The sequence below is a fragment of the Mobiluncus mulieris ATCC 35243 genome, from assembly GCF_000160615.1.
Classification (GTDB): Bacteria; Actinomycetota; Actinomycetes; order Actinomycetales; family Actinomycetaceae; genus Mobiluncus; species Mobiluncus mulieris.
The window spans coordinates 11,908-32,775 of sequence record NZ_GG668519.1 but is presented as its reverse complement, the minus strand read 5'-3'; the positions used below and the strand labels follow the sequence as shown (position 1 = coordinate 32,775).

14 protein-coding genes are annotated in these 20,868 nt (G+C 48.4%); 8 read left to right on the top strand and 6 right to left on the bottom strand.

The features are described 5' to 3' along the window. Nucleotides 1–84: 84 nt before the first annotated feature. On the bottom strand, nucleotides 85–3,459 hold the full coding sequence (locus HMPREF0577_RS05150; protein ID WP_004012667.1) for an FtsK/SpoIIIE domain-containing protein: 3,375 nt from the start codon (nucleotides 3,457–3,459) through the stop codon (nucleotides 85–87). Between the two features lie 152 nt (nucleotides 3,460–3,611). Between HMPREF0577_RS05150 and ligA the strand changes: the two genes are divergently transcribed. Beyond that, nucleotides 3,612–6,365, top strand: coding sequence for an NAD-dependent DNA ligase LigA (ligA, locus tag HMPREF0577_RS05145; RefSeq protein WP_004012666.1), 2,754 nt, complete (start codon nucleotides 3,612–3,614; stop codon nucleotides 6,363–6,365). Nucleotides 6,366–6,454: 89 nt separating this feature from the next. Here the strand turns inward: ligA and HMPREF0577_RS05140 are convergent, their stop codons facing one another. Beyond that, a complete protein-coding gene (locus HMPREF0577_RS05140; protein WP_004012665.1) occupies nucleotides 6,455–7,255 on the bottom strand; it encodes a DeoR/GlpR family DNA-binding transcription regulator in 801 nt (266 codons plus the stop codon). 165 nt (nucleotides 7,256–7,420) lie between these two features. Here HMPREF0577_RS05140 and HMPREF0577_RS05135 point away from each other — a divergent pair, with 165 nt between their 5' ends. The 7 genes from HMPREF0577_RS05135 to HMPREF0577_RS05105 all read left to right on the top strand — a co-directional run bounded on the left by HMPREF0577_RS05135 (nucleotide 7,421) and on the right by HMPREF0577_RS05105 (nucleotide 15,069). After that, on the top strand, nucleotides 7,421–8,710 hold the full coding sequence (locus tag HMPREF0577_RS05135) for an ABC transporter substrate-binding protein (protein WP_004012664.1): 1,290 nt from the start codon (nucleotides 7,421–7,423) through the stop codon (nucleotides 8,708–8,710). Nucleotides 8,711–8,781: 71 nt separating this feature from the next. Beyond that, nucleotides 8,782–9,681: a carbohydrate ABC transporter permease gene (locus tag HMPREF0577_RS05130; protein WP_231282729.1), complete on the top strand. Its 900-nt coding sequence runs from the start codon at nucleotides 8,782–8,784 to the stop codon at nucleotides 9,679–9,681. Nucleotides 9,682–9,684: 3 nt separating this feature from the next. Further along, nucleotides 9,685–10,530, top strand: a complete 846-nt coding sequence (locus HMPREF0577_RS05125) for a carbohydrate ABC transporter permease (RefSeq protein WP_004012662.1) — start codon at nucleotides 9,685–9,687, stop codon at nucleotides 10,528–10,530. A 35-nt stretch (nucleotides 10,531–10,565) separates the two neighbouring features. Further along, entirely contained in the window at nucleotides 10,566–11,426 is an 861-nt protein-coding gene (locus HMPREF0577_RS05120; RefSeq protein ID WP_004012661.1) for a ketose-bisphosphate aldolase, read from the top strand. Between the two features lie 13 nt (nucleotides 11,427–11,439). After that, nucleotides 11,440–12,639: an ADP-dependent glucokinase/phosphofructokinase gene (locus HMPREF0577_RS05115; RefSeq protein WP_004014519.1), complete on the top strand. Its 1,200-nt coding sequence runs from the start codon at nucleotides 11,440–11,442 to the stop codon at nucleotides 12,637–12,639. Between the two features lie 14 nt (nucleotides 12,640–12,653). Further along, on the top strand, nucleotides 12,654–13,895 hold the full coding sequence (locus HMPREF0577_RS05110) for an AGE family epimerase/isomerase (protein WP_004012659.1): 1,242 nt from the start codon (nucleotides 12,654–12,656) through the stop codon (nucleotides 13,893–13,895). Nucleotides 13,896–14,022: 127 nt separating this feature from the next. Continuing rightward, a complete protein-coding gene (locus tag HMPREF0577_RS05105) occupies nucleotides 14,023–15,069 on the top strand; it encodes an aldose epimerase family protein (RefSeq protein WP_004012658.1) in 1,047 nt (348 codons plus the stop codon). Nucleotides 15,070–15,332: 263 nt separating this feature from the next. Here HMPREF0577_RS05105 and nhaC read toward each other — a convergent pair whose 3' ends face one another. The 4 genes from nhaC to xylA form a co-directional block, all read right to left on the bottom strand. Beyond that, the gene (gene nhaC, locus HMPREF0577_RS05100; protein WP_004014521.1) at nucleotides 15,333–16,850 is read right to left on the bottom strand and encodes a Na+/H+ antiporter NhaC; all 1,518 of its coding nucleotides are present in this window, start codon (nucleotides 16,848–16,850) and stop codon (nucleotides 15,333–15,335) included. 2 nt (nucleotides 16,851–16,852) lie between these two features. Beyond that, a complete protein-coding gene (locus tag HMPREF0577_RS10925; RefSeq protein ID WP_231282732.1) occupies nucleotides 16,853–18,097 on the bottom strand; it encodes a MalY/PatB family protein in 1,245 nt (414 codons plus the stop codon). A 31-nt stretch (nucleotides 18,098–18,128) separates the two neighbouring features. Beyond that, nucleotides 18,129–19,508 carry a xylulokinase gene (gene xylB, locus HMPREF0577_RS05095; RefSeq protein WP_004012655.1) on the bottom strand — a complete coding sequence of 460 codons (1,380 nt, stop codon included), beginning with the start codon at nucleotides 19,506–19,508 and terminating at the stop codon, nucleotides 18,129–18,131. A gap of 128 nt (nucleotides 19,509–19,636) precedes the next feature. After that, nucleotides 19,637–20,815 carry a xylose isomerase gene (gene xylA / locus HMPREF0577_RS05090; protein WP_004012654.1) on the bottom strand — a complete coding sequence of 393 codons (1,179 nt, stop codon included), beginning with the start codon at nucleotides 20,813–20,815 and terminating at the stop codon, nucleotides 19,637–19,639. Nucleotides 20,816–20,868 lie beyond the last annotated feature (53 nt).

Sequence of the window (20,868 nt, the reverse complement as noted above, 5' to 3'; positions counted from 1 at the left end):
ACTTCACTCAGAAAAATTCGACTTAACCAGGGTGACATTATCGTGACAAATTTTCAAGAGTTGTAAACAGGAAATTACACATTTTTACGTGAGATGTTTCACTTTATCATATGGTGGTAGTAGTGGGGTGATTCCATTTTCGTCTTTCAAGATGGTAGGATAACCGGTTGTGACCTGCAGCTTCCTGAGAGTTTCTAGGTCAAGACCCAAGCTGCCCGCCAGGCGATGCCGCGATTCTACACTTTGGTTAAAAGCTAGGATGGTGGTTGTCTGATGGGTAAACTTTTTATCCATAGAACCTAAACTATGCACAAAAGTGCCTGGTGATAGCATTTCCAGAATTGTTAGGTCAAAGTTTTCGGCTTTTTTGCTCATTTCCCAGACATTCTGCAATCTAATCCTGTTTTCTTCATTTCCGGACGCAAAAACCAAGATTTTTTCGTTCTTCTGTTCAGGTTCAAAACTCTCTAAATCCACGATTTTGTAGCCTAGACGGCGATATTCACGTTTTATTTGAGAAACTAACCCACGCATTACATTAGACTCTTCAATTTGCCAATATCGATGTGGTGTAAATCGCGCCCATTCGCGACGCTCACTAGCCCAGCCCAGGGTAACTAATCCCTCTGAACAGGGGATTTGCCCTGGTTCCAGGTGTGTCGGCAAGACTGGTAGAACCGAAGCCGGGCTCGGGACATCTGTAAATCCGGGGTCAAAACTATCGGGATGTGCGGGCTCCGGGGAGGGGACTAACGCGGGCGGCAGCCCAATCTGTGCTTCGACACAAGTACCACCGGCCAGCCACACCCCTCTACCGGGGCTAGGAATTGCGGGAAGCACCTCATGAAGTGAGACCTTGGAACCGAGAGGCTCTATCCCAGCCGTGTGCAAATCAACCGTATCGCGTGGAGCGAGCACGAAACGCCCCGACGCGAGCGTACCCCACGCCGAGCGACCGGCCGCGAGCGGGGCGGTGAAAGCCAAACGATACTCACCTATCCCGGTGCTGCTGAGCATCGCTTCGAGCTGCTTTACCCCCTGGCCAGGACTGATGTGTTCCAACGCTTCAGCAACCAAATCGGCGCGGTCAAGCAATACCAAGGTATCCGTGAAACCACCCGAGACGAGTTCGTGTCTGAGTCTATTTAGGCGCCACAAATCCCGGGGCGAGAACACTATGATTCGTTGACCCGCCTGGGTGGCAAGCTCTGTAAAAAGCTGTGGTGTCGGGGTTACAACCAGCACGGTAGCGTCTGGTTTGCGATTCAGTTCATTAGTGGCCAAGGTCATCACAGCAGTGCTTCGCCCGGTTCCGGGATTACCGAAAATCCCGAACACATCCCGTCCGTCTGCGCACTCGGGACTGCGCCATTCTTGGGTGGCGAGCCGAGGCCAGTCAGTGAACGCGAAAGCTCGCGGCGGGGCGGGGATCGCGGCTGGCAGAGGCGGCAACCAGATTGCGGGCAGGGTAGTCTCGGAAGTTGTCTTATCCGGCAAAATAGCGTCATTGTCAAGCGATTTGTCGGCGGTGCTGTCGTCAGCGTTGCTGGGCGAGGACACTTCATCGAGGGACACGCTGGGACTGGACATCTCCGCGCAAATTTGCTGCCAAGCGGTGTCGATTTGGGTGGTGACCTCGCTCACCCAGGAATCCGCTCCGCACCATGCGGCTTGCGCCAGTCCCTCGCTTTGCCCTTCCCAATAGAGTCGTCCGGGAATCGACGGCAGCTGAGCGGCACGCCCATCACCCAGAATGTCGCTGGAATCCGCGCCGGTGCGCATCCGCAAGGCCAAACGCAGGTTAGTATTGGCCAGAATCTGGGCGTTGACAATCCCGCCGGGCTTTTGGGTGGCCAACACCAGGTGCAAACCCAGAGAACGTCCGTGAGTTGCTAAGCGAATCAGATTTTCCATCATGTCGGCATGGTCGGTGGCCAAGGCGCGAAACTCGTCAACCACAATCATCACCCGCGCTAGGTGTTTGCTGGTCAAATCCCGGTAGTGGTCGATGTCACGTGCCCCCACCGTGGCTAAAATCGCCTCGCGACGTCGTAAGAATGCCTCCAGGGACAACAGAGCACGCCGAGTCAACGCTGGTTGCAAATCAGTGAGCATTCCGTGCACATGTGCCAGTCGCTGTAGCTCCCCAAAAGCTGCACCGCCCTTGTAATCAATCAAAATAAAACGCAGTTCAGCCGGGGAATACCGCAGCGCCAGTCCCAACAGCCAGGAAGTTAGCAGCTCCGACTTCCCTGCCCCGGTAGTGCCGGCCACCAAGGCATGCGGTCCTTCCTTAACCAAATCAAGATTCCAGGTGACATCCGTGTCGGTGATACCCAGGGGCGTGGTCAGTCCGGTTTTTTCCGCCCGCCACCGGGCGATGATGCCGGCGGTATCGGTGTCGCCCAGAATCTCGCGCGAGACTTGTCGTGGCAGGGTTTCCCCGGGGGTGGGTGGGTCGAGCTGCCAAGTTTGCGGGTTTCGCTCCCAGGCGGCTTTGAGGCTGGTGAACCAAGAATCCCCCAGGCGACCGTGTCTCGCTTTGACCGCTAGGATTCTTTGTGCCCAGGCGGGGGGCGTGGGGGTGATGGTGAGGGCTACCTGTCGCTGGGTACAGTTGGGGGTTTCATGAGGTGCCATCACCCGGATTTCCAGCAAATCCTCTGTTCCGCGAGCCTTGTCGGCAATCGGTCGTTTCTGGCCTTTCCAAGGGGCGGGGTTATCTGGACTGAGGTATCCTTGCCCGAAAACCAGAGCCTGTGCTATCAGCCAATACGCGTAGCCCTGGGAACCTGGTCCGGTCAGACACAGATTCTCGCCGGCAGGCAAATCTAGGAAACGTCGGCACCACCGATTTCCCGTGAATACTCGCAGTGCATCGGTTTTTTGAGCCGGATACCGTATCGGAGTAGCCGCAGCCAGCCACAGGTGTTCTGGTTTGGGAATATTAGACAAGCGCCTCATGAACCACCACAACGCCACCCCGGCTAATAGTACGAAAATCACCAACACTCTCCAGCCAATAAACGCTCCCAGACCAAGCATAAACACCAAAGGCAGGAACATGAACAGCATCCAACGCAATGAGCCCGGTTTCACGGGAGGTGGGGGTGCCAGCCGCAGGTCAGTGGGACGGGGACGAATCGCCAGTAAAGTGCGCCCAATTTTTAGTTTACGCCCCGGCTTCAAGCGCGCGCTGCGGCGGATTCTGCGCTTAAATCCCAAGGTTTTCCACATGCTATACACAGGGGTAGTGTCCGGTAGAGGGGTGGCTCGCAACGTTTTCCCACGGGGGAGGATTTCCAGGTTACGCCGCGAAATTGTCGAATCGTCAAACCCGTTGAGGCGGCCGAAAATCCCTGGGGTAACTGGCAAAGCCTGACCTCTGTTGGGGCCTGACTGTACAATCCACATCCAGGGAGTGCGCAAGGCATTTTGTGGCTCTAAGAACGTTTCCATGAGTTCAGGCTAAGTGATTTTTGCAAATTTGCCCAAAGGGTTTCCACAGGCTGTGGAAAACTTTGGGGAGAGCCTGTTGATATGCGGTAGTGCGGGTAGACGCAGGGGTGAAAGAAGATTAGCTGGATAAGCCCCACCATTAAGATAGATGCATGAGGAAGAAACGCGAAATTCCCCCGCAGATACAAAACGAACACCAGGAACTGGTGGCGCAAATCGAGGCCGCTCGCGCCGATTATTACGATAATCCTGATGAGCACGGGGTGACCCGGTTGTCCGATGCGGACTATGACGCGTTGTTTGTGCGCCTACAACTTTTAGAAGGAAGCTATCCCGCGCTGGTCACGCCGGATTCCCCCACCCAGACGGTAGGGGGCGGAGCCGGGGGCGGTGGGGGAGTTAAACGAGCGGCCGCAGCGACAACGGAAGCAGTGGGAGCAGCACATGTTCCCGAGAACGCGGTTGCAGTGGCAACAACAGAGGGCTTTCCTCCGCATACTCACGCGAAACGTATGCAATCCATTGATGATGTTTTCTCGACCGCAGAAGTCGATGCTTGGTGGGAAAGGGTTGAAAAAGGCCTGGAAGGCAAGCCATTCACGGTTTCGGCCGAGGTAAAAGTCGACGGTTTGGCTATGAGCCTGACGTATGTGGATGGGCAACTCATGACGGGGGCGACCCGAGGGGATGGCCGCGTCGGCGAAGACGTGACCGCGAATGTGCGCACCATCAAAACCGTACCGCAGACCTTGGGTGGCACGGTTATTCCACACCTGGTAGAAATCAGGGGAGAGGTATATCTTCCCCTAGAGGATTTCGCCCAAATGAACGCTGAAAGGGAAGCCAATAATGCCGCCTGGGAAGCGGCTCGAGCCGCTGGAGACAAAGAAAAGCTAAAGACGCTGAAGAAAATGCCGCTATTTGCCAATCCCCGTAACGCTGCGACTGGTTCGCTGAAACAAAAGGATTCCATCGAAGCTGCGAAACGTCCTTTGGCATTTCTGGCGCATGGCTTGGGCGCGGTACAGGGGTGGCCGGATGGCGTATCACCCATGGCAACCCAAGAGGATTTCTATCGGCAGCTCGAGGTGTGGGGGATTCCTTCGGTGCGGCGCACCCCCCAGTCTTTGGGGTTGCGGATGGCAGGTTTAACGACGTTGACGCAGGTACACGCGGTGTTGGCAGCCATGACCGAGCATCGTCACGATTTTTCCCATCAGATAGATGGCGTGGTGTTGAAAGTTGACAATCTTGCCGCGCGCGTCCTACTGGGATCCACGGCGCGTGCCCCGCGCTGGGCTTGTGCCTATAAGTTTCCCCCCGAAGAAGTCCACACGCGTCTGTTGGGAATCGAAGTCCAGGTGGGGCGCACTGGGCGGGTCACACCTTTCGCGGTGATGGAGCGTGTGTTGGTAGATGGATCCTATGTGTCGCGCGCCACCTTGCACAACGCCAAGGAAGTCGCGCGTAAAGACGTGCGTCCTGGGGACACGGTGGTGTTGCGCAAGGCGGGGGATATCATCCCGGAGGTGCTCGGCCCCGTGCTGTCTTTGCGTCCAGGGGGATTGCCAGAGTGGGTAATGCCCGAAATGTGTCCATCTTGCGGGACACGCTTAGGACAGGAAAAAGAAGGCGATATCGATTTGCGCTGTCCCAACCAGGCCGGTTGCCCCGCCCAAATCACAGAGCGTTTGATTCATGTGGGGGCGCGTGGCGCTTTGGATATAGAGGGTCTGGGCGAAGAGGGTGCTTTGGCTTTGACTCAGCCGGAGGCCGGCCGGGCAGATGTCGCGGCTGCCTTGAGTGCGGGAGGCAGTTGTATGCTAGAGGATGGCACCGAGATTCGTGTCCCCGCTGGGAAACCGTTGGAGCTTGGAGCAATAGAATCGCTGTTGCCCCCGACCCAGGAGCCAGTGTTGCGTTCAGAGGCAGGGTTATTTGACCTGAAATCCAAGGACTTGCGCGATGTTTTCGTGTGGCGCGAGGTTCCTGGAACTGCGGGGCGTGACTGGCAGCAAGTGCGTTTTTTTTGGGCGAAGCCCAAACGGGTGACGGCGGCGGAAGCAGCGACTTTTGGCCTGGTTGCGGGGGAGCTGGGCGAGCCGGTGGCGGGTAAAACCGTCGAAACATTCTTCAACCAGTTGGCGGCCGCGCGTTCTAAGGAAACTTGGCGAGTGTTGGTGGCGCTCTCGATTCGTCATTTGGGGCCGGTGGCAGCCCGGGCGGTGGCTCGGAGGTTTCCGACTTTGGCGGCGGTAGCGGCGGCTGATGTTGAGGGCTTATCGCAGGTTGAGGGGGTGGGGGCGGTTATCGCTGCTTCGGTTGTGGACTGGTTTCGGGTGCCGTGGCACCAAGAGATTGTCTTGGCGTGGACTCAGGCCGGTTTGGGTCTGGGGTTGCGTGATTTCGGGGTAGGTTTGGCTTCGGCTTCACGAGGTGCCAGCCCCGGGGTGGATTCGGGTGGAATTCAACCAGACTTGTTTTCAGATTTCGGGACAGGTCATGTCTCTGGTGGTGACGTTGAATCTGGGCAAGCCCCTCATGAACCCGCAAATCCCGGCGGCATCGAGGCGAGCTGGGGGCAAAACTTTCCTGCTGCAAAGGGGAGTGCCCCCGGAATGTCCGCGCAAAACCAGAGCAGCGCCTGGGAGGAACCGGAACAAACCCTGGCGGGATTGACGCTTGTTATCACCGGGAATATCCCCGGTTTCACGCGGGAATCTGCGCAACTCGCGGTGGAGGATCGGGGTGGAAAGGCGACCGGTTCGGTATCAAAGAAAACCAGCGTGGTGGTGGCTGGCACCGGGGCGGGATCAAAGTTGGCCAAAGCCGAGGCTCTGGGCATCCCGGTTATTCCCGCCGAGGAATTCCCCGCCTTGCTGGAGCGCGGATTCCGGGTGCAGTGATGCCGGTTAGGAATCTTAATTTAGGGCTCCACATCGCCTTAAGTATATGAGCCTACGAACAAGCAGAGGATGCAGATACAGTGAGACTGTCAAGACGGTGTAAGAACAGTGACTCCGGCGTTTTCCCAGTGATGAGCGATTGAGTCGGGTAGAGGCTTCTCTGTTATGAAGTAATCTGCCATGGACAGGCTACCGATTTGACAGAACAGCTGGCGACCAATCTTCGAAGAATCTGCCAACACAACCACTGTGCGGGCGGTATCTGCCATTTCAGCCATCATATTGGCCTCCGCAAGGTACGAAGTTGTGTAGCCTAGAGTCTCTTCAACTCCTCCTACAGAAATGAAAGCAATATCAGCCCGAACGCGTGTGTCTAAGCCATTGACAGCAGAGGGGAGTCGGATAGGCCCTATTGTTGCCTGCGAGTGAATGCGAACAATTCCGCCAAACAGGTATAAGTCACGACAACAGTTTTCAGGCAGCACCTGCGCCACCGATAGGTTATTGGTCCCGATAGTAAGGTCATGCTTCCCTCGTAGGTAAGGAACCATGGAAAGGATTGTGGATCCAGCATTCATCAGAACTACATCTTGATTCTTGATGAGGCTAGCTGCGAGCATCCCAATGGCATTCTTGGAACGGGTGTTTAGCCTACTTCGTACTGTTAGCGTTGACTCTATAGGCGTGGAGCTATGCGTGCTTACCGCGCCTCCTCGGGTGCGGGTTACGTAACCCTCATCGGCGAGTCGGTCAAGGTCGCGGCGTATGGTGTCAACGGAGACACCATAGTTTTCTGACAAATCGTTGACTGTACCCTGGCCGTTCTTGTCTATGTACTCGAGCAACTTTCGTCGTCTACGGGCTGGAAGGTCACTATTTTCAGCACTCATGATTACATGTTAGACCAGCGTAGTCCATAAAAATAAGGAACAGGCGTGAGCCAGCAAGAACTTGCAGCTGCGGGTCTTGCAAAACGCGCTTACATGCGTTATAATGCATTTACAAGCATAAGTCAGCAACTGACTATGTGAATCAGTGAAGATTAGGAGGAACTGATGATGAACAGGAAATCAGCGAAAACTTGGGGTGCTTTGAGCGTTGCGGCTCTGGCGCTTACACTTACTGCGTGCGGCGATGCAGGCAGTTCTGAAAATTCCTCTGCACAGGGGAATGGTGATGCAATCACACTGGAATTTGCGCAATGGTGGGAGCCTGAACTACCTGATAACTCTCTACGTGGTCTGATGGATGAGTTCGAGAAGGATAACCCTGGGATTAAGGTTAAGCTTTTATCGGGTCCGTACGCTTCAACTCGTGAACAAATTGTAGCGGGTGCGGCAGCAGGCACCATGTCTGATGTGGTCGGTCTTGACGGAGCCTGGGTAAATGATTTTGCGAAGCAAGGTGCTATAGCCAATTTGTCAGATGTCATGAAAAAAGCATCGTATGATGATAGTAAGCTCGTAAGTCAGGTGAAGGTGGATGACAAGACTTACTCGATTCCAGTTACTAACTTCGTGTATCCAATGTTCGTGAACCAGGAGATTCTGGACAAGGCGGGAATTAAGGAGGCACCCAAGACGCGCGAAGAATTTGCTAAGGCGGCAAAAGCAGTGACCAACGACAACGTAAAGGGATGGGCATTGCCTCTGTCGCTGGAAGCACCCAACGGTATTCAAAATGATGTGATGCCTTGGGCTTGGGCTTCTGGAGGTTCCATGCTAAAGGATGGGAAGCCTTTCCTAGAAGGAAATAAGGATGTGGAAGATGTTGTAACATACATAAAAAAACTGTGGGATGATCAAGTTATCGCACCCGGTGCGCTGACCATGAAAGAGCAAGACAAAGTGGAAGAATTTACCAATGGGCGGGTGGCAATGATGATTGATTCGCTGGCGCACGTAAATCTAATCCGTAAAAATAATCCAAATTTAAAATTTGATTTGTCGCCTTTGCCGGCCAAAGCGGGTTATGACGGTAAACGAGGGATGCCGTTCGCATCATGGGGGATAGGCATTTCAGCTAATACAAAACATCCAGAACAGGCGTGGAAACTAGTAGAATTTCTTCTTTCTAAAGATATTAATGCTAAATTGTGTGATGCTGCCAATGCGTTTCCAGGGAATAAAGATGCGAAGCCAAGCTTCATTGAAAAGGATGAGATATTGGCAAAAGCGTTTGAAATTTGGAATGCGGGTGTACCTGCTAACGAGTTTACTGGTTTGCCCGTTGCCGAACAGCTGATGCGCGAATTTGATGAGGGTTTACAACAAGTACTTTCTGAAAATGCTAATATTTCATCTGTGCTCAAAGATGTTGAGTCTAAGTGGAATAGTAAATTCTGATGAGCGTATGAGCCCTAGAGATGGTTGATATGATTGTTTCTAGGGCTCATTCATTGAAAGATTGTAGAACAATGGATGAAATAGCTCAAATGAGGGGCAAACGGAAAATTACATTAGTTCCGTATGCATATCTAACGCCTACGCTGGTCTTTATGGTTGTCCTACTCTTCATTCCTGTAATCATAGTAGTCAGTTATTCCTTTATGAATAGAGTGATTACAGCACCAGACTCGACATTAGTGGGATTCAAAAACTATCATGAAGTATTGCTAAATCCAACATTTCATGTCGCCCTAAAAAATACGCTATTTTTTACGGTGATTAGTGTTATTGCTCATATGCTAATTGGATTAGGCTTTGCTTTGCTTCTGAACACGCAGTATTTTGGACGAATTACTAAAGCCATCTTCAGAACAATATTCGTATTGCCGTGGCTACTAACAGTTGCAATCATTGCGGTGTTGTGGAGGTTACTTTTAAATCCTAATGGTGTGATTAATTATTTATTGAATGTCCTGGGTTTGGTTCATGGTCACCCGGAATGGCTATCCAATCCTGATGTGGCTTTATGGGTGGTTACGTTTATTAATATTTGGGCCGGTTACCCATTTTTTATGATAAGCCTACTTGCAGGATTGCAGGGAATACCGAGGGATTTATACGAGGCTGTTGCTGTGGATGGTGCCGGGAAGATTAGATCATTTTTTGCCATAACTGTTCCCCAGTTGCGTCCTATTATTATTTCGATGGCTTTGTTGGATCTTATATGGACTTCACAGCAGTTCGCTTTGATTTGGATGACAACAGGTGGAGGACCTATGAACCGAACCGAAATGCTAGCTACATTTACATATAAGTTAGCGTTTTCTAACTATGATTTTTCTGGAGCAGCAGCTAGCGCTGTAATAATACTAGCGCTTTCTATGATTCTAGCCTTTTTCTACGTACGGCATCAACACGCAGCGGAGTGAAAAATGAAGATAAGTCGTAAACAACAGGACGTAATTGGAAGGCTTATTGCAATTATTGGTTTGCTATTGGGTACCTTTTTTGCGGGATTTCCAATATTCTGGATGATATGTTCTTCATTCAAATTAAACTCGGAAATTTTCGCATTTCCTCCTGAAATTATAACCAAGAATTTTTCCTTCGATGCCTATATTTCCATTTTCAAGGATTCTGAAAAGCTACGTTTTTTTGCTAATAGTTATTTTATTGCAGGGATGGTGGCCACCTTGACTCTTTTAGTGGCAATCTTGGCATCATACGCATTCAGTCGTTACGAGTTTCCGGGAAAGAAAATTATAAATATTTTCATAATTTCAGTCCAAGCAATTCCCCCGATTACTCTATTGATCCCCTATTTTGGATTGATGGTGGCATTAAAACTTTACAATACTTACCAGGGGCTTATTTTTACTTATATGGTGCTGACGCTTCCGTATGCAATAATTATGCTAACAGGATATTTCAATACCTTACCGCGAGAACTCGATGAAGCTGCAAAGGTGGATGGAAGTACTAGTTTTGGAGCCCTATGGAGAATTCTTGTGCCTATATCTATTCCAGGTATTTTGTCAGTTGCAATTTATACCTTTATGATTGCATGGAATGAATATCTATTTGCTTTGACGTTAACACGAACGAATGATATGAGAACAGTTCCTATTGGTATTCAACTTTTAATGGGGCAGCACTCATACGATTGGAATGAAATGATGGCTATGAGCGTTCTTGGCTCTATACCTGTAATCATTCTATTTATTTTCTTCCAACGGTATTTTATCGGTGGAATGACCTCTGGCTCAGTAAAGAGCTAAAAGGTCGAACAACATAAGACAAGAAGGAGACAGAAATGTTACTAAAAGGAACCAAACTGTTAGATGTTGCGAGTGAACAAGGCTTTGCAATACCTGCTTTCAATATTTCGAGTCATTCAATGCTTAATGCAATAATTCAAGTATGTGAGGAAAAGCAATCACCTCACATAATAGCAATACATCCTGATGAGTTGAAACATATAGGGGATAATTTTATACCTTCTGTTATTCAAGCTGCATATCGCTCTAGTGTTCCTACCATGATTCACTTGGATCACGGAGCTAGCTATGAACAAGTTATTCATGCTATCCAATGCGGATTTACATCGGTGATGATTGATGGATCGCTATTGTCTTACGAGGAAAACGTAGCTCTGACGAAAAAAGTAGTAGAGGCAGCACACCCTGTTGGAATTCAAGTCGAAGCTGAGTTGGGAACTATCGGTAAAACTGACGGCTTTGCAGAGAATGGCACTAATGATATAATCTACACTGACCCGCAGATAGCAAAAGATTTCTTGCAAGCTACAGGGGCAGATTCTCTTGCAGTAGCAATTGGTACACGCCACGGTTTATATCCATCAGATTTGCAACCTGAGCTAAAAATTGACCTATTACATGAAATTAAGAAAACTGTAAATGTTCCATTGGTGCTTCATGGAGGCTCGAATAATCCAGATAGCGAAATTGCTAAAGCCGTTGTGAAGGGTATTAACAAAATTAATATTAGTTCTGATATTAAATCTGTATACTTTACAAAGATGCGCGAAGTGTTGAAGGATCGAGGTCTCAGGGAACCTAATGTTATTGAACCTCCTTGTGAGGCCGCGTTAAAAGAGTGCGCTTCGCAAAAAATTGATTTGTTTAACTCAGCAGGCAAGGCAAATCTTTACTAAGAAAGGCAATTCGATGAGGATCGTACTGGGACTAACCGGATGCGTAGATTATGAAATATGTTGGGATAGTACTGTTTTGCAAGGTCTAGTTACAGATATGAAGTTACGTGTTGGCGAACTAGTACGACCCTCATCGATTTCCTCCATACGTGATTTAGTGATTAGTATACTTTGGTATATGGAGCATGGTATAGGCGGCGAAGAATACGTCATTTCAAAAAATAATTTATTAGAATTTGCAGATTGTTTTACTTATAAGGTAACACTAGGCGGAACGGCGGTTCGCGCTGGAATCGCACTTGCAAAAATGGGTGTTGGCTCAATTGTACATGCAGTATCCAGCAATCCGGTGTTTAATAATCTAATTCCGGATAATATCAAACTTATGTGTTGTGAGAATTCCAATTATGCGGATCCTCACCTCATTATTCAGTATCCCTCTGATGTAGAAATCGTGTTAGCGGATGGATGTATCAGATCGAAGCGTCCAAATAGGTTAATTTATGTTAATGACGAACCAAATGCGTTAGTTACCATATCTCCACTATTATCAGATGCGCTTCGCTCTGCGGATATTTTTCTTATTTCAGGGATTAATGGTATTCGCGATAAAGTAATTATAGATAAAAAATGTGACGAAATTGCTCTACTTTCAAGAAATGCTAATCCAAATATGATTTGCGTCTATGAAGAAGCTGCGTTTCATGTTGATAGTTTCAAGTATGATATTAATTCTACTTTAAGTGGTATTATTGATATTCGTTCGATGAATGAAGATGAAGCGCAAAAATACCTTAATCTGAGCATAAATCTCTACAGTCCTGAAGAAATTATCGAGATGTTCACGAGGCTCAGCCGACTTTTCCCCAATGAGGTGATAGTAGTTCATACCCAAAATTGGGTGGCTGCATCAGGGGTTAGTCCTAAAATTTCGGCTAATCAAATAAAAGAGGCTCTATCTAAAGGTGTTTGTCTAGCGTCAACCCGTTTTTTATATGGTGATGATTTGGATGTAAATAAATATTTATATATAAAGAAACAGCCTTATGTTTATCGTGCTGAAATTCTTATGGATAAACTTGCTTCAAGTCAAATTTTTGGTATTCCCAGTATCGATATTAACGCCAATTATCCTACGACTATTGGACTTGGTGATAGTTTCTGTGGAGGTTTGGTGTGGGGATTGTCAGAATTGTTAGAGAAAGATATTTAACCTAGGAGTGTATTATGATGTTAGATAGAGAATCAGAAATCTCGAACTTACTTAAATTTGCTGTTAACTCGCGTCATAAATTCGGTTTTGCGTGGTTAGATGACGAGGGTAGAATCGATACCAAGAAACACCTTGAATTGTGGATTACGGCAAGAATGACGCATTGCTTTGCTTTGGGCTCCATGCTTCATAAATTATTACCAGAAAGCGAATGTGCACAATATCGTGAGCTAGCTATTCATGGCATCTCCTGTCTGTGTAACTATTTTCATGACGTAGACTATGGTGGATATTTTAGCGCTATTTCATCTACCACTGGTGCGGCGAGTGGTAGGGGTGAAAGAAAGGAGGCGTATTCGCATGCTTTCGTTATTCTTGCGGCATCTTCTGCTGTAATTGCTGGAGTAAATGAAGCTGAAATACTTCTTGAGGATGCTCTTCAAGTAAGTACTGAACGATGGTGGGACAAGCAATCGTGTATGGTGAAAGAATCCTATACGCGTGATTTTACTGAGTGTGAGCCTTATCGTGGTTTAAATGCTGCAATGCACACTGTTGAAGCCTATCTAGCTGCGTTTGATGCGCTAGAAAAACTCGAATATCTTAATAGAGCTAAACATATGGTAGAGCATGTTGTTGGAGAGATGGCATCTGCCTCTGATTGGAGACTTTGTGAGCATTTTTCGATAAGTTATGAACCCCTATATGACTTCAATAAAGATAAACCTGGGGATGCATTCAGGCCTTACGGGGCTACGCCGGGTCATTCTTTCGAATGGGGGCGTCTTGCTTTGCAGACAGTTGTAACGTGTAGGAATTTAGGGATTGAAATATCTGAATCAGTCTTAGGGAATGCCTTGCGGCTAATTGACGCTGGTAAAAGAGACGGATGGTGCCGTGATGGAGCTCCTGGTTATGTTTACACTGTGGATTTTGATGGAACTCCAGTAAATCACAGCCGTATGTACTGGGTAGCTTGTGAGGCTGTAGTAGCAGCATGTGTAGCTCAAAAATTAGATACAGTAAACCATTTGAAATGGGAGCATCTTGAGCGTGAGGCTATGAATTTTCTTGAAACGTATTGCCGCGACCAGCCAGGTAGGTATGTTCATGAACTTGATGAATCAAACAAGCCTGCCTTTTCAACATGGAGTGGGAAACCGGATATTTACCATACTCTCCAAGCAATGTTGATTGATAAACTTCCCGCTTCTCCAACATTCGCGCTAGCAGTGCGAGGTATCTTTGAGCGTTAGTAAAGCACATATCTAGTTAATTAGAGAGGTGACACCTGTGATATGACTATTAGCAAAATTAGAGTGCTTTCTAATTTGCGATGTTATATTTTGTTTAAAATGATTATGAGATGGTAGAATTTTATCTATGAATGCTGAGGAATCATGTGTGTCCAGTCGTTACTTCGGGCGACTGGACGAGCAAGCGGTACACGCTTACACGATAAGGGCAAAGGGTGGTCTGACTGCGGAAATCCTGGATTGGGGGGCGGCACTAAACAGTGTGCGTCTTTGCGGAAATGATTCATCGAGTGAAGTAGCGGTAGGGTTCGACACTGTAGAAAATCGAAAAGATGATTACTTCGGAGCAATTATAGGTCGGGTTGCTAATCGTATTAAAAACGGCCACTTTTCGATTGACGGTCAAGATTTCCAAGTGGCCACTAATGAATACGGCAACACTCTCCATGGTGGATCTGGGGGATTCTGTTCGCGCATCTGGCGGGTAACCCACAAAGACCCGGGTGCGCTGACCCTTGCCCTAACCAGTCCCGATGGTGATCAAGGCTTTCCGGGGGAAGTGGATGTCACGGCTATATATCGGGTAGAGGGGAGCACTCTCAGCTTGAACCTCACTGCCACCACCACCGCGCCCACAGTACTGTCATTAACTAACCATGTCTATTGGAATCTGGCTGGTGGTGGCAGTATAGATAACCACGAGTTGTTAGTGGAAGCCGAGCAGTATCTGCCTATTGATGCGCAATCCATTCCGGTGGGAGAAATCGCCTCGGTGGCAGGAACTCCCTTTGACCTGCGGAAATCTCGATTGCTCGGGTCTATAGTGCGCGATTCCCACCCTCAGATTGGGCTGGCACACGGCATTGACCACAGTTTCTGCATTCGTGGCTCCGGATTGCGCCGCTGTGCTCGCTTGGTGTACTCAGACAGCGGTCGAGCCTTAGAAATCTGGTCAGATTTGCCTGCCGTCCAAGTTTATACCGGGAATTCTTTGGATGCTACTATGCAGCGAGTCGGTGGACAATGGCTGCGCCAGGGAGATGCCATTGCTATAGAACCAGAGTATTATCCCGACTCCCCGCACCATCCAACGTGGCCTGACATTACCTTACGCCCCGGGCAACAGTGGCAGGCGCGCATAGAATGGCGCTTTGAAGTTGAAGCTTCGCTATGAGATGCTACGATTGAAACATTGCAATCACTGCGCAAACTATTTGACGTCCACGATTTTCATTTTATGCAAGAGATTAGCGAACTCTAGTCTAACAAAAACGCCAATTGTTTTCGCCGAGACAACCATCCCAAAACACCATACGTGTTAATATTTACATGAAATGTAAAGATTCAATATTTTTACTCACAAGAATTGCGGGTATCTAGCTTAAAACTAGATACCCGCAATTCTTGGGTAATAATGGTGAATAAGTTATCTTAAATTTACTTCCCTTCAGTGATTATATCCGATTTATTCAAACCCTCAGCGCTGAGGAGCTTAAGTTGTTCTGACTTTGTAAGATACGTTATCCCTAAACCAGTGGCTGCTAGTATAAGTGCTATGACCATACCGGACCAGTTAAATACAGCCCAAGGAAGGTAAGCAAATGTAGAAATGCCAAGTGTCGCTGCCATGTAGGCACCTGCTGCTGTCCATGGCATAAGGCACTCTGTGACTGATACAGAATCCTCGATAGTTCTGGAGAGTACTTTTGGTGCTATTCCGCGTCGAATGTAAGATGGGCGAAGTACTTCGCCTGGCATAATAATTGATATTTGTCCATTGGAAGTAACTCCTGTAGTTCCTAAGCAAATGCAAACTGTTGATGCAATCAATCCAAATCTTGACTTTACGTTTCCAAGTATTCGTTCAGTTATAAATTCAAGTGAACCAGATAGTGCCATAATACCTGCAAATAATATAGCGCAAAAGCAAATCAGTAACGTACCTAACATCGAGTTCATGCCACCCCGTTCCAGAAGACGTGAAATATCTTCTATGGGCTCTATTTTAGACCATGCCGGTCGACTAATCATGTCAAGCTTGAAACCGTTGATTATTGACTGAACAACATTTTGAATTGACTGACCTTGGAAAAATAAAGCATTACCCATTGCTAGAACTGAGGATAAGAACATAACAGGTATAGTAGGAAAGCGCATAGCAGCACCAGCTATAACTACAATTATTGGAATTATTGCTATGAGATTAAGGTTGAATGCGGCCTCAAGCTGTTGCAACATGGTACCCACTTTTTCTGGAACCTCAGCGTCTGTTGGTGTAACTAAGCCAATCGCTAGGTAAATAACCATAGCAAGTACAAAGGCCGGGCCTGAAGTCCATAGCATATTCTTAATATGTGTGAAAATGTTCACTCCGGTAATCATAGATGCAAGATTAGTTGTGTCGGACAGTGGAGACATTTTATCGCCAAAATAGGCTCCTGCTACTACAGCACCAGCTACCATTGGGAGGTTTGCATTCATCCCTATAGCGACACCCATAAATGCTACTCCGATAGTTCCCGCAGATCCCCACGAAGTTCCGGTGCATGTTGATACTATAGCCGTAACTATAAGTGCGATGAAAGCGAGATATTGGGGATTAATTATTTTCAAACCCCAGTAAATCATCAATGGAATTGATCCACCTGCCATCCATGCTCCAATCAGAAAACCTACCATTAGAAGGATGAGTAGCGCTGGCCAGGCTTTTGCCATTTTTTGCGACACCATCACCATCATTTCTTCCCAACTGTAGCCAAGCCTTAAAGCTACAAAAGAAGCTACAACCGCAGATAGAAGTATCATCGGTTCTACGGGTAACTTAAATGCTAAGTAACCGCCTCCAATAAAAATGATAAGAGCTAGTATCGGCAATAAAGCCTCTACCAGAGTAGGGGATTTTTTTTGCCTATTCTTATCTGATTCATCTTTTTTTCTTGTATTCTTGCTAAACATGTCTATACCTTTCGTGTATTTTGTAATTGGCTGAGAAGTCGTATCATTGCGACTTCCAATTTTGAGCGAGGTATCGCTACTCCTATTCTGAAATAGCCCTTCCATGCTGCTCCAAAGTTATCTCCTGGGCTTATAACCACATGCGACTTTTGAGCTAAATATTCATATGATATTGAGGATGAAATTACTTTTGATGCGTCGCACCATAACAGATATGTCCCTTCGGGAAAATAAAATTTTATGTATGGCGCTTTAGATTGAAGGAAATTGGTAACAAATTTTAAATTCCTGTCTATATACTTATTTAATGCTCTCATCCACGTTCCATCTGAATTCCACGCAGATATAGCGGCAGGAATGGAAAAATAATTTGGATTGTGTATTCCAGATAATTGTAGCGATTTTCGCATTTTCCTTCGCAGCTCCGCATCGGAGGTGATAGCTGCTGCTGCTTCGAGTCCTGCTAAATTGAAACTTTTTGCAGGTGATACACAGCTTACTACCGCGCTATTAATCTTTTCTCTTAAGCACAACATACCAATTGGATGCCATTTCACTCCTTCACGAAGGATATCGCAGTGGATATCGTCTGATATTATTAGAACATCGTTAAGTGCTGCTAAATTAGCTATTTTGGCTAATTCGTCTTCAGACCAAACTCTACCAGTTGGGTTATGTGGGTTTGTTAATATGAATATATCTATTCCTTCAAATGCTTCCTCCAAGGCTTTGGTGTCGTAAGTCCATAACCCATCGTTATTAATTTTTAACGGAATTGTATATAACTGGCCGCCGCAAGAAACTGCGGTGTTTACAATTGGAGCATAAAACGGTGAAAATGTTGCGAAACGAGGATTATGAAAAACGTGATTGAATATACCTGCGACTAGTTCGATTATTCTAGGACTGAAGACAACATTATCTGGGTTAAAAAACCAATTGTGTGTATTGCTAAACCAATTAGCACATGCTTCTCCGTATGTATTTGGGACATCTGTGTAAGAATATATTCCATGTTTAGCGCTATTTGTTACAGCCTCTAAGACCTCGGGACAAGTTTGAAAATCCATTTCTGCTATTGAAAGAGAGATTGCCTCTTGCCCATATTTAGGGGCTATAAAATCGTAACTTACGCTGTTAAATCCCCGTCGGTCGATATTTCTATCAAAATCAAACATCCTCATTTTCATATCCTCCTTGTTATGAAAAGCTGTATTATAATCTGTTTTTACAGGTTGCTGCGCCATTTCGCATCGTTACTGTTATAATTGCAGTTGGCTAATGGGTATCGGCCGCTAGTTGATGGTACTTATCCAGGACTTGCGGGCACGGTTTGCCTTCCAGCACGGCGGTACCGGTAAGCTCCCACCGGGGTGGCTGTTCGGAACCGGAGAGCACCCAGGCGGCCTGAGCTGCCGCGCCTAAAGCCACGTATTCCCCCGGCGGTGGTAATATCACGGGACATTCCAGGACTCCGGGCAAAATCCGTTGCAGTGCCTTTGACTTAGCGCCCCCACCAATCAACAGATAGCGGGTCACGGTTTCCCCCGTGGCTTCACGTAAGAAACCGGCCGCGTCAACCAAGGAACAGGCTAGCCCCTCTACAAAAGCACGTGCCAAATCCTCTCGGGTGCTCGTGGAACGTAAACCGCGAAACATCCCGGAAGCACCTGGCCGGTTAGGAGTGCGCTCCCCATCCAGGTAAGGCAGCAACGTAACCCCATTCGCACCCGGGGGAGCGGCCAATGCCAACTGGGAAAACTCCTCGTGGTTAACTCCCAACAGTCGTGCCCCTAAATCCAGGATTTTCGCGGCATTGATGGTGCAAGCCAAGGGTAACCAATTCCCAGTCGCGTCCGCAAAACCAGTCACCGAACCAGTTGCGTCAAAAGTCGGGCGGCTGGACACCATCGCGGCCACTCCGGAAGTCCCCACAGACAACGAAACGTCCCCGGCACCCATAGCCAAGCCCAAAGCGGCTGCCATATTGTCCCCGGTTCCCGGTGCTATCACCGCTCCAGTCTCTGTTTTCCCCATGTTCTGGTTGGGAGAAACGGGTAAATCTGGAACAGCCGCCTCATGTCCCAAGGCTTGTATCAACAAATCCGTATCCCACGCATCTTTGCGTGGCGAGAAATACCCCGTACCGGAAGCATCCCCCCGATCCGTGAACCATACAGTCTTATCGGCATTCAGCTCGTGAGACAAATAATCATGTGGCAGCACCACCCGACGCACCCGCCGCGCATTGTCTGGTTCCGCATCGCGTAACCACCGCAACTTGGTAGAGGTAATGGAAGCTACATGCACGCTGCCGGTACGCTGTGCTGCAGCCGTTTTACCGCCCAGTTCTGCGATTAAATCCTTAGCTGCCGCCGCCGAGCGGGTGTCATTCCACAGCAATGCGTCACGGATTACCCGGTCGTTTTCGTCCAACACCACCATGCCGTGCTGCTGTCCCGCCACGGCCACCGCCTCGGCGCGGGGCAGCAGTTCGTCACAGGTGTTATGCAGGGCTTCCAGCCACGCGGCCGGGTTGCATGAGGTGCCATCTGGGTGTGGATGACGCTTCTGGGCGACGACCTTCCCTGTTTCAGCCTCTACCAGCAACGCTTTCGTTGACTGCGTGGAAGAATCAATGCCAAGTACCAGACTCATTTTTATTCCTTTCGGGCGAGAATTCGGGGGAATATTTTAGGAGCGTTGCCGGGAATACATAAAAGGAATCTTTCAAAAGAAATGGGAGCGGGGGCAAGACAACCTTATTGCCCCCGCACGAAACCGCGTCAGCTCACTAGATGTTCAATAGCCATCTGATAGAGCTTGACAAAGTGGTATTCACGATGTGCTTTCGCTTCCACATCGAAGGGTTCATCCTTGGCCAGAAAGTCCTCGATGTTTTCGTCTTTGTCCAAAGTTGGTTCGCCCAGTTCGTAAACCGAGGCTTCCTTCATGAGTGTCTGCACCTCGGGGTCGGCGCGGAAGGCTTTGGCTTTTTCTGCCAAGGCCAGATAGCTGCGCATATTGGCTTGTGCGGATTCCCACACGCCTTGCATTCCTTCGGTGCGGCTGGGTTTGTAATCGAAATGTATCGGTCCGGTGTATCGAGGCGCGTCGGGGCAGGCCGGGAATCCGTTTACCAGCAAATCCACAGTGAAGAAAGCGCTGAGTAAATCGCCGTGACCAAACACCAAGTCCTGGTCGTACTTCAACCCTTTCTGTCCATTGAGGTCAATGTGCACTAGTTTGCCGGAGTGCAACGCCAGAGCTAGGCCGTGAGTATAGTTCAGGTTCGCCATCTGTTCGTGGCCGACCTCTGGGTTCAATCCGACAACGTCCCCGTTGTCCAGGGTAGCAATCAGGGCGAGCGCATGGCCGATGGTTGGCAGGAAAATATCTCCCCGGGGTTCATTAGGCTTGGGTTCCAAGCCAATCTTTAGATTGTAGCCTTGCTGCTTGATATAGGCCGCCACTGTATCAAGGCCTTCCGCATATCGGGCGTGGGCGGCGTAGAGATCCTTCGAGGAATCGTATTCCGCGCCTTCTCGACCACCCCACATCACGAAGGTGGTAGCGCCCATTTCGGCCGCTAAGTCGACGTTTTTAAGTACTTTACGCAGTCCAAAACGACGCACAGCTCGATCGTTAGAGGTTAATCCACCATCTTTGAACACGGGGTGAGTGAAAGTATTGGTGGTGACCATTTCGATGACCAAGCCGGCCTTGTCGGCGGCATCCTTTAGCCGTTTTACTCGTTGGTTTCTTTCTGTTTCGCTGGCATTGAAGGGGAATACGTCATTGTCATGGAATGTGATACCCCAGGCGCCGAGTTCCGCCAGTTTATCCGCGTATTCCCAAGGGTCTAGCGAACTACGAGAATCCGTGCCGAAAGGGTCGGTTCCTGTCCAACCAACTGTCCATATACCGAAGGAAAATCTGTCTGCTTTGGTGGGGTTGCGAACCATATGAGCTCCTTTACTAGAAATAATTCGACCATACAACAAAAACATATTTTTGC

Excerpts from the sequence above, each read along its gene's own strand:
- HMPREF0577_RS05150 (WP_004012667.1), bottom strand. The coding sequence starts at position 3,459 with ATGGAAACGTTCTTAGAGCCACAAAATGCCTTGCGCACTCCCTGGATG.
- ligA (WP_004012666.1), top strand. The coding sequence starts at position 3,612 with ATGAGGAAGAAACGCGAAATTCCCCCGCAGATACAAAACGAACACCAG.
- HMPREF0577_RS05140 (WP_004012665.1), bottom strand. The coding sequence starts at position 7,255 with ATGAGTGCTGAAAATAGTGACCTTCCAGCCCGTAGACGACGAAAGTTG.
- HMPREF0577_RS05135 (WP_004012664.1), top strand. The coding sequence starts at position 7,421 with ATGATGAACAGGAAATCAGCGAAAACTTGGGGTGCTTTGAGCGTTGCG.
- HMPREF0577_RS05130 (WP_231282729.1), top strand. The coding sequence starts at position 8,782 with ATGGATGAAATAGCTCAAATGAGGGGCAAACGGAAAATTACATTAGTT.
- HMPREF0577_RS05125 (WP_004012662.1), top strand. The coding sequence starts at position 9,685 with ATGAAGATAAGTCGTAAACAACAGGACGTAATTGGAAGGCTTATTGCA.
- HMPREF0577_RS05120 (WP_004012661.1), top strand. The coding sequence starts at position 10,566 with ATGTTACTAAAAGGAACCAAACTGTTAGATGTTGCGAGTGAACAAGGC.
- HMPREF0577_RS05115 (WP_004014519.1), top strand. The coding sequence starts at position 11,440 with ATGAGGATCGTACTGGGACTAACCGGATGCGTAGATTATGAAATATGT.
- HMPREF0577_RS05110 (WP_004012659.1), top strand. The coding sequence starts at position 12,654 with ATGATGTTAGATAGAGAATCAGAAATCTCGAACTTACTTAAATTTGCT.
- HMPREF0577_RS05105 (WP_004012658.1), top strand. The coding sequence starts at position 14,023 with ATGAATGCTGAGGAATCATGTGTGTCCAGTCGTTACTTCGGGCGACTG.
- nhaC (WP_004014521.1), bottom strand. The coding sequence starts at position 16,850 with ATGTTTAGCAAGAATACAAGAAAAAAAGATGAATCAGATAAGAATAGG.
- HMPREF0577_RS10925 (WP_231282732.1), bottom strand. The coding sequence starts at position 18,097 with ATGGCGCAGCAACCTGTAAAAACAGATTATAATACAGCTTTTCATAAC.
- xylB (WP_004012655.1), bottom strand. The coding sequence starts at position 19,508 with ATGAGTCTGGTACTTGGCATTGATTCTTCCACGCAGTCAACGAAAGCG.
- xylA (WP_004012654.1), bottom strand. The coding sequence starts at position 20,815 with ATGGTTCGCAACCCCACCAAAGCAGACAGATTTTCCTTCGGTATATGG.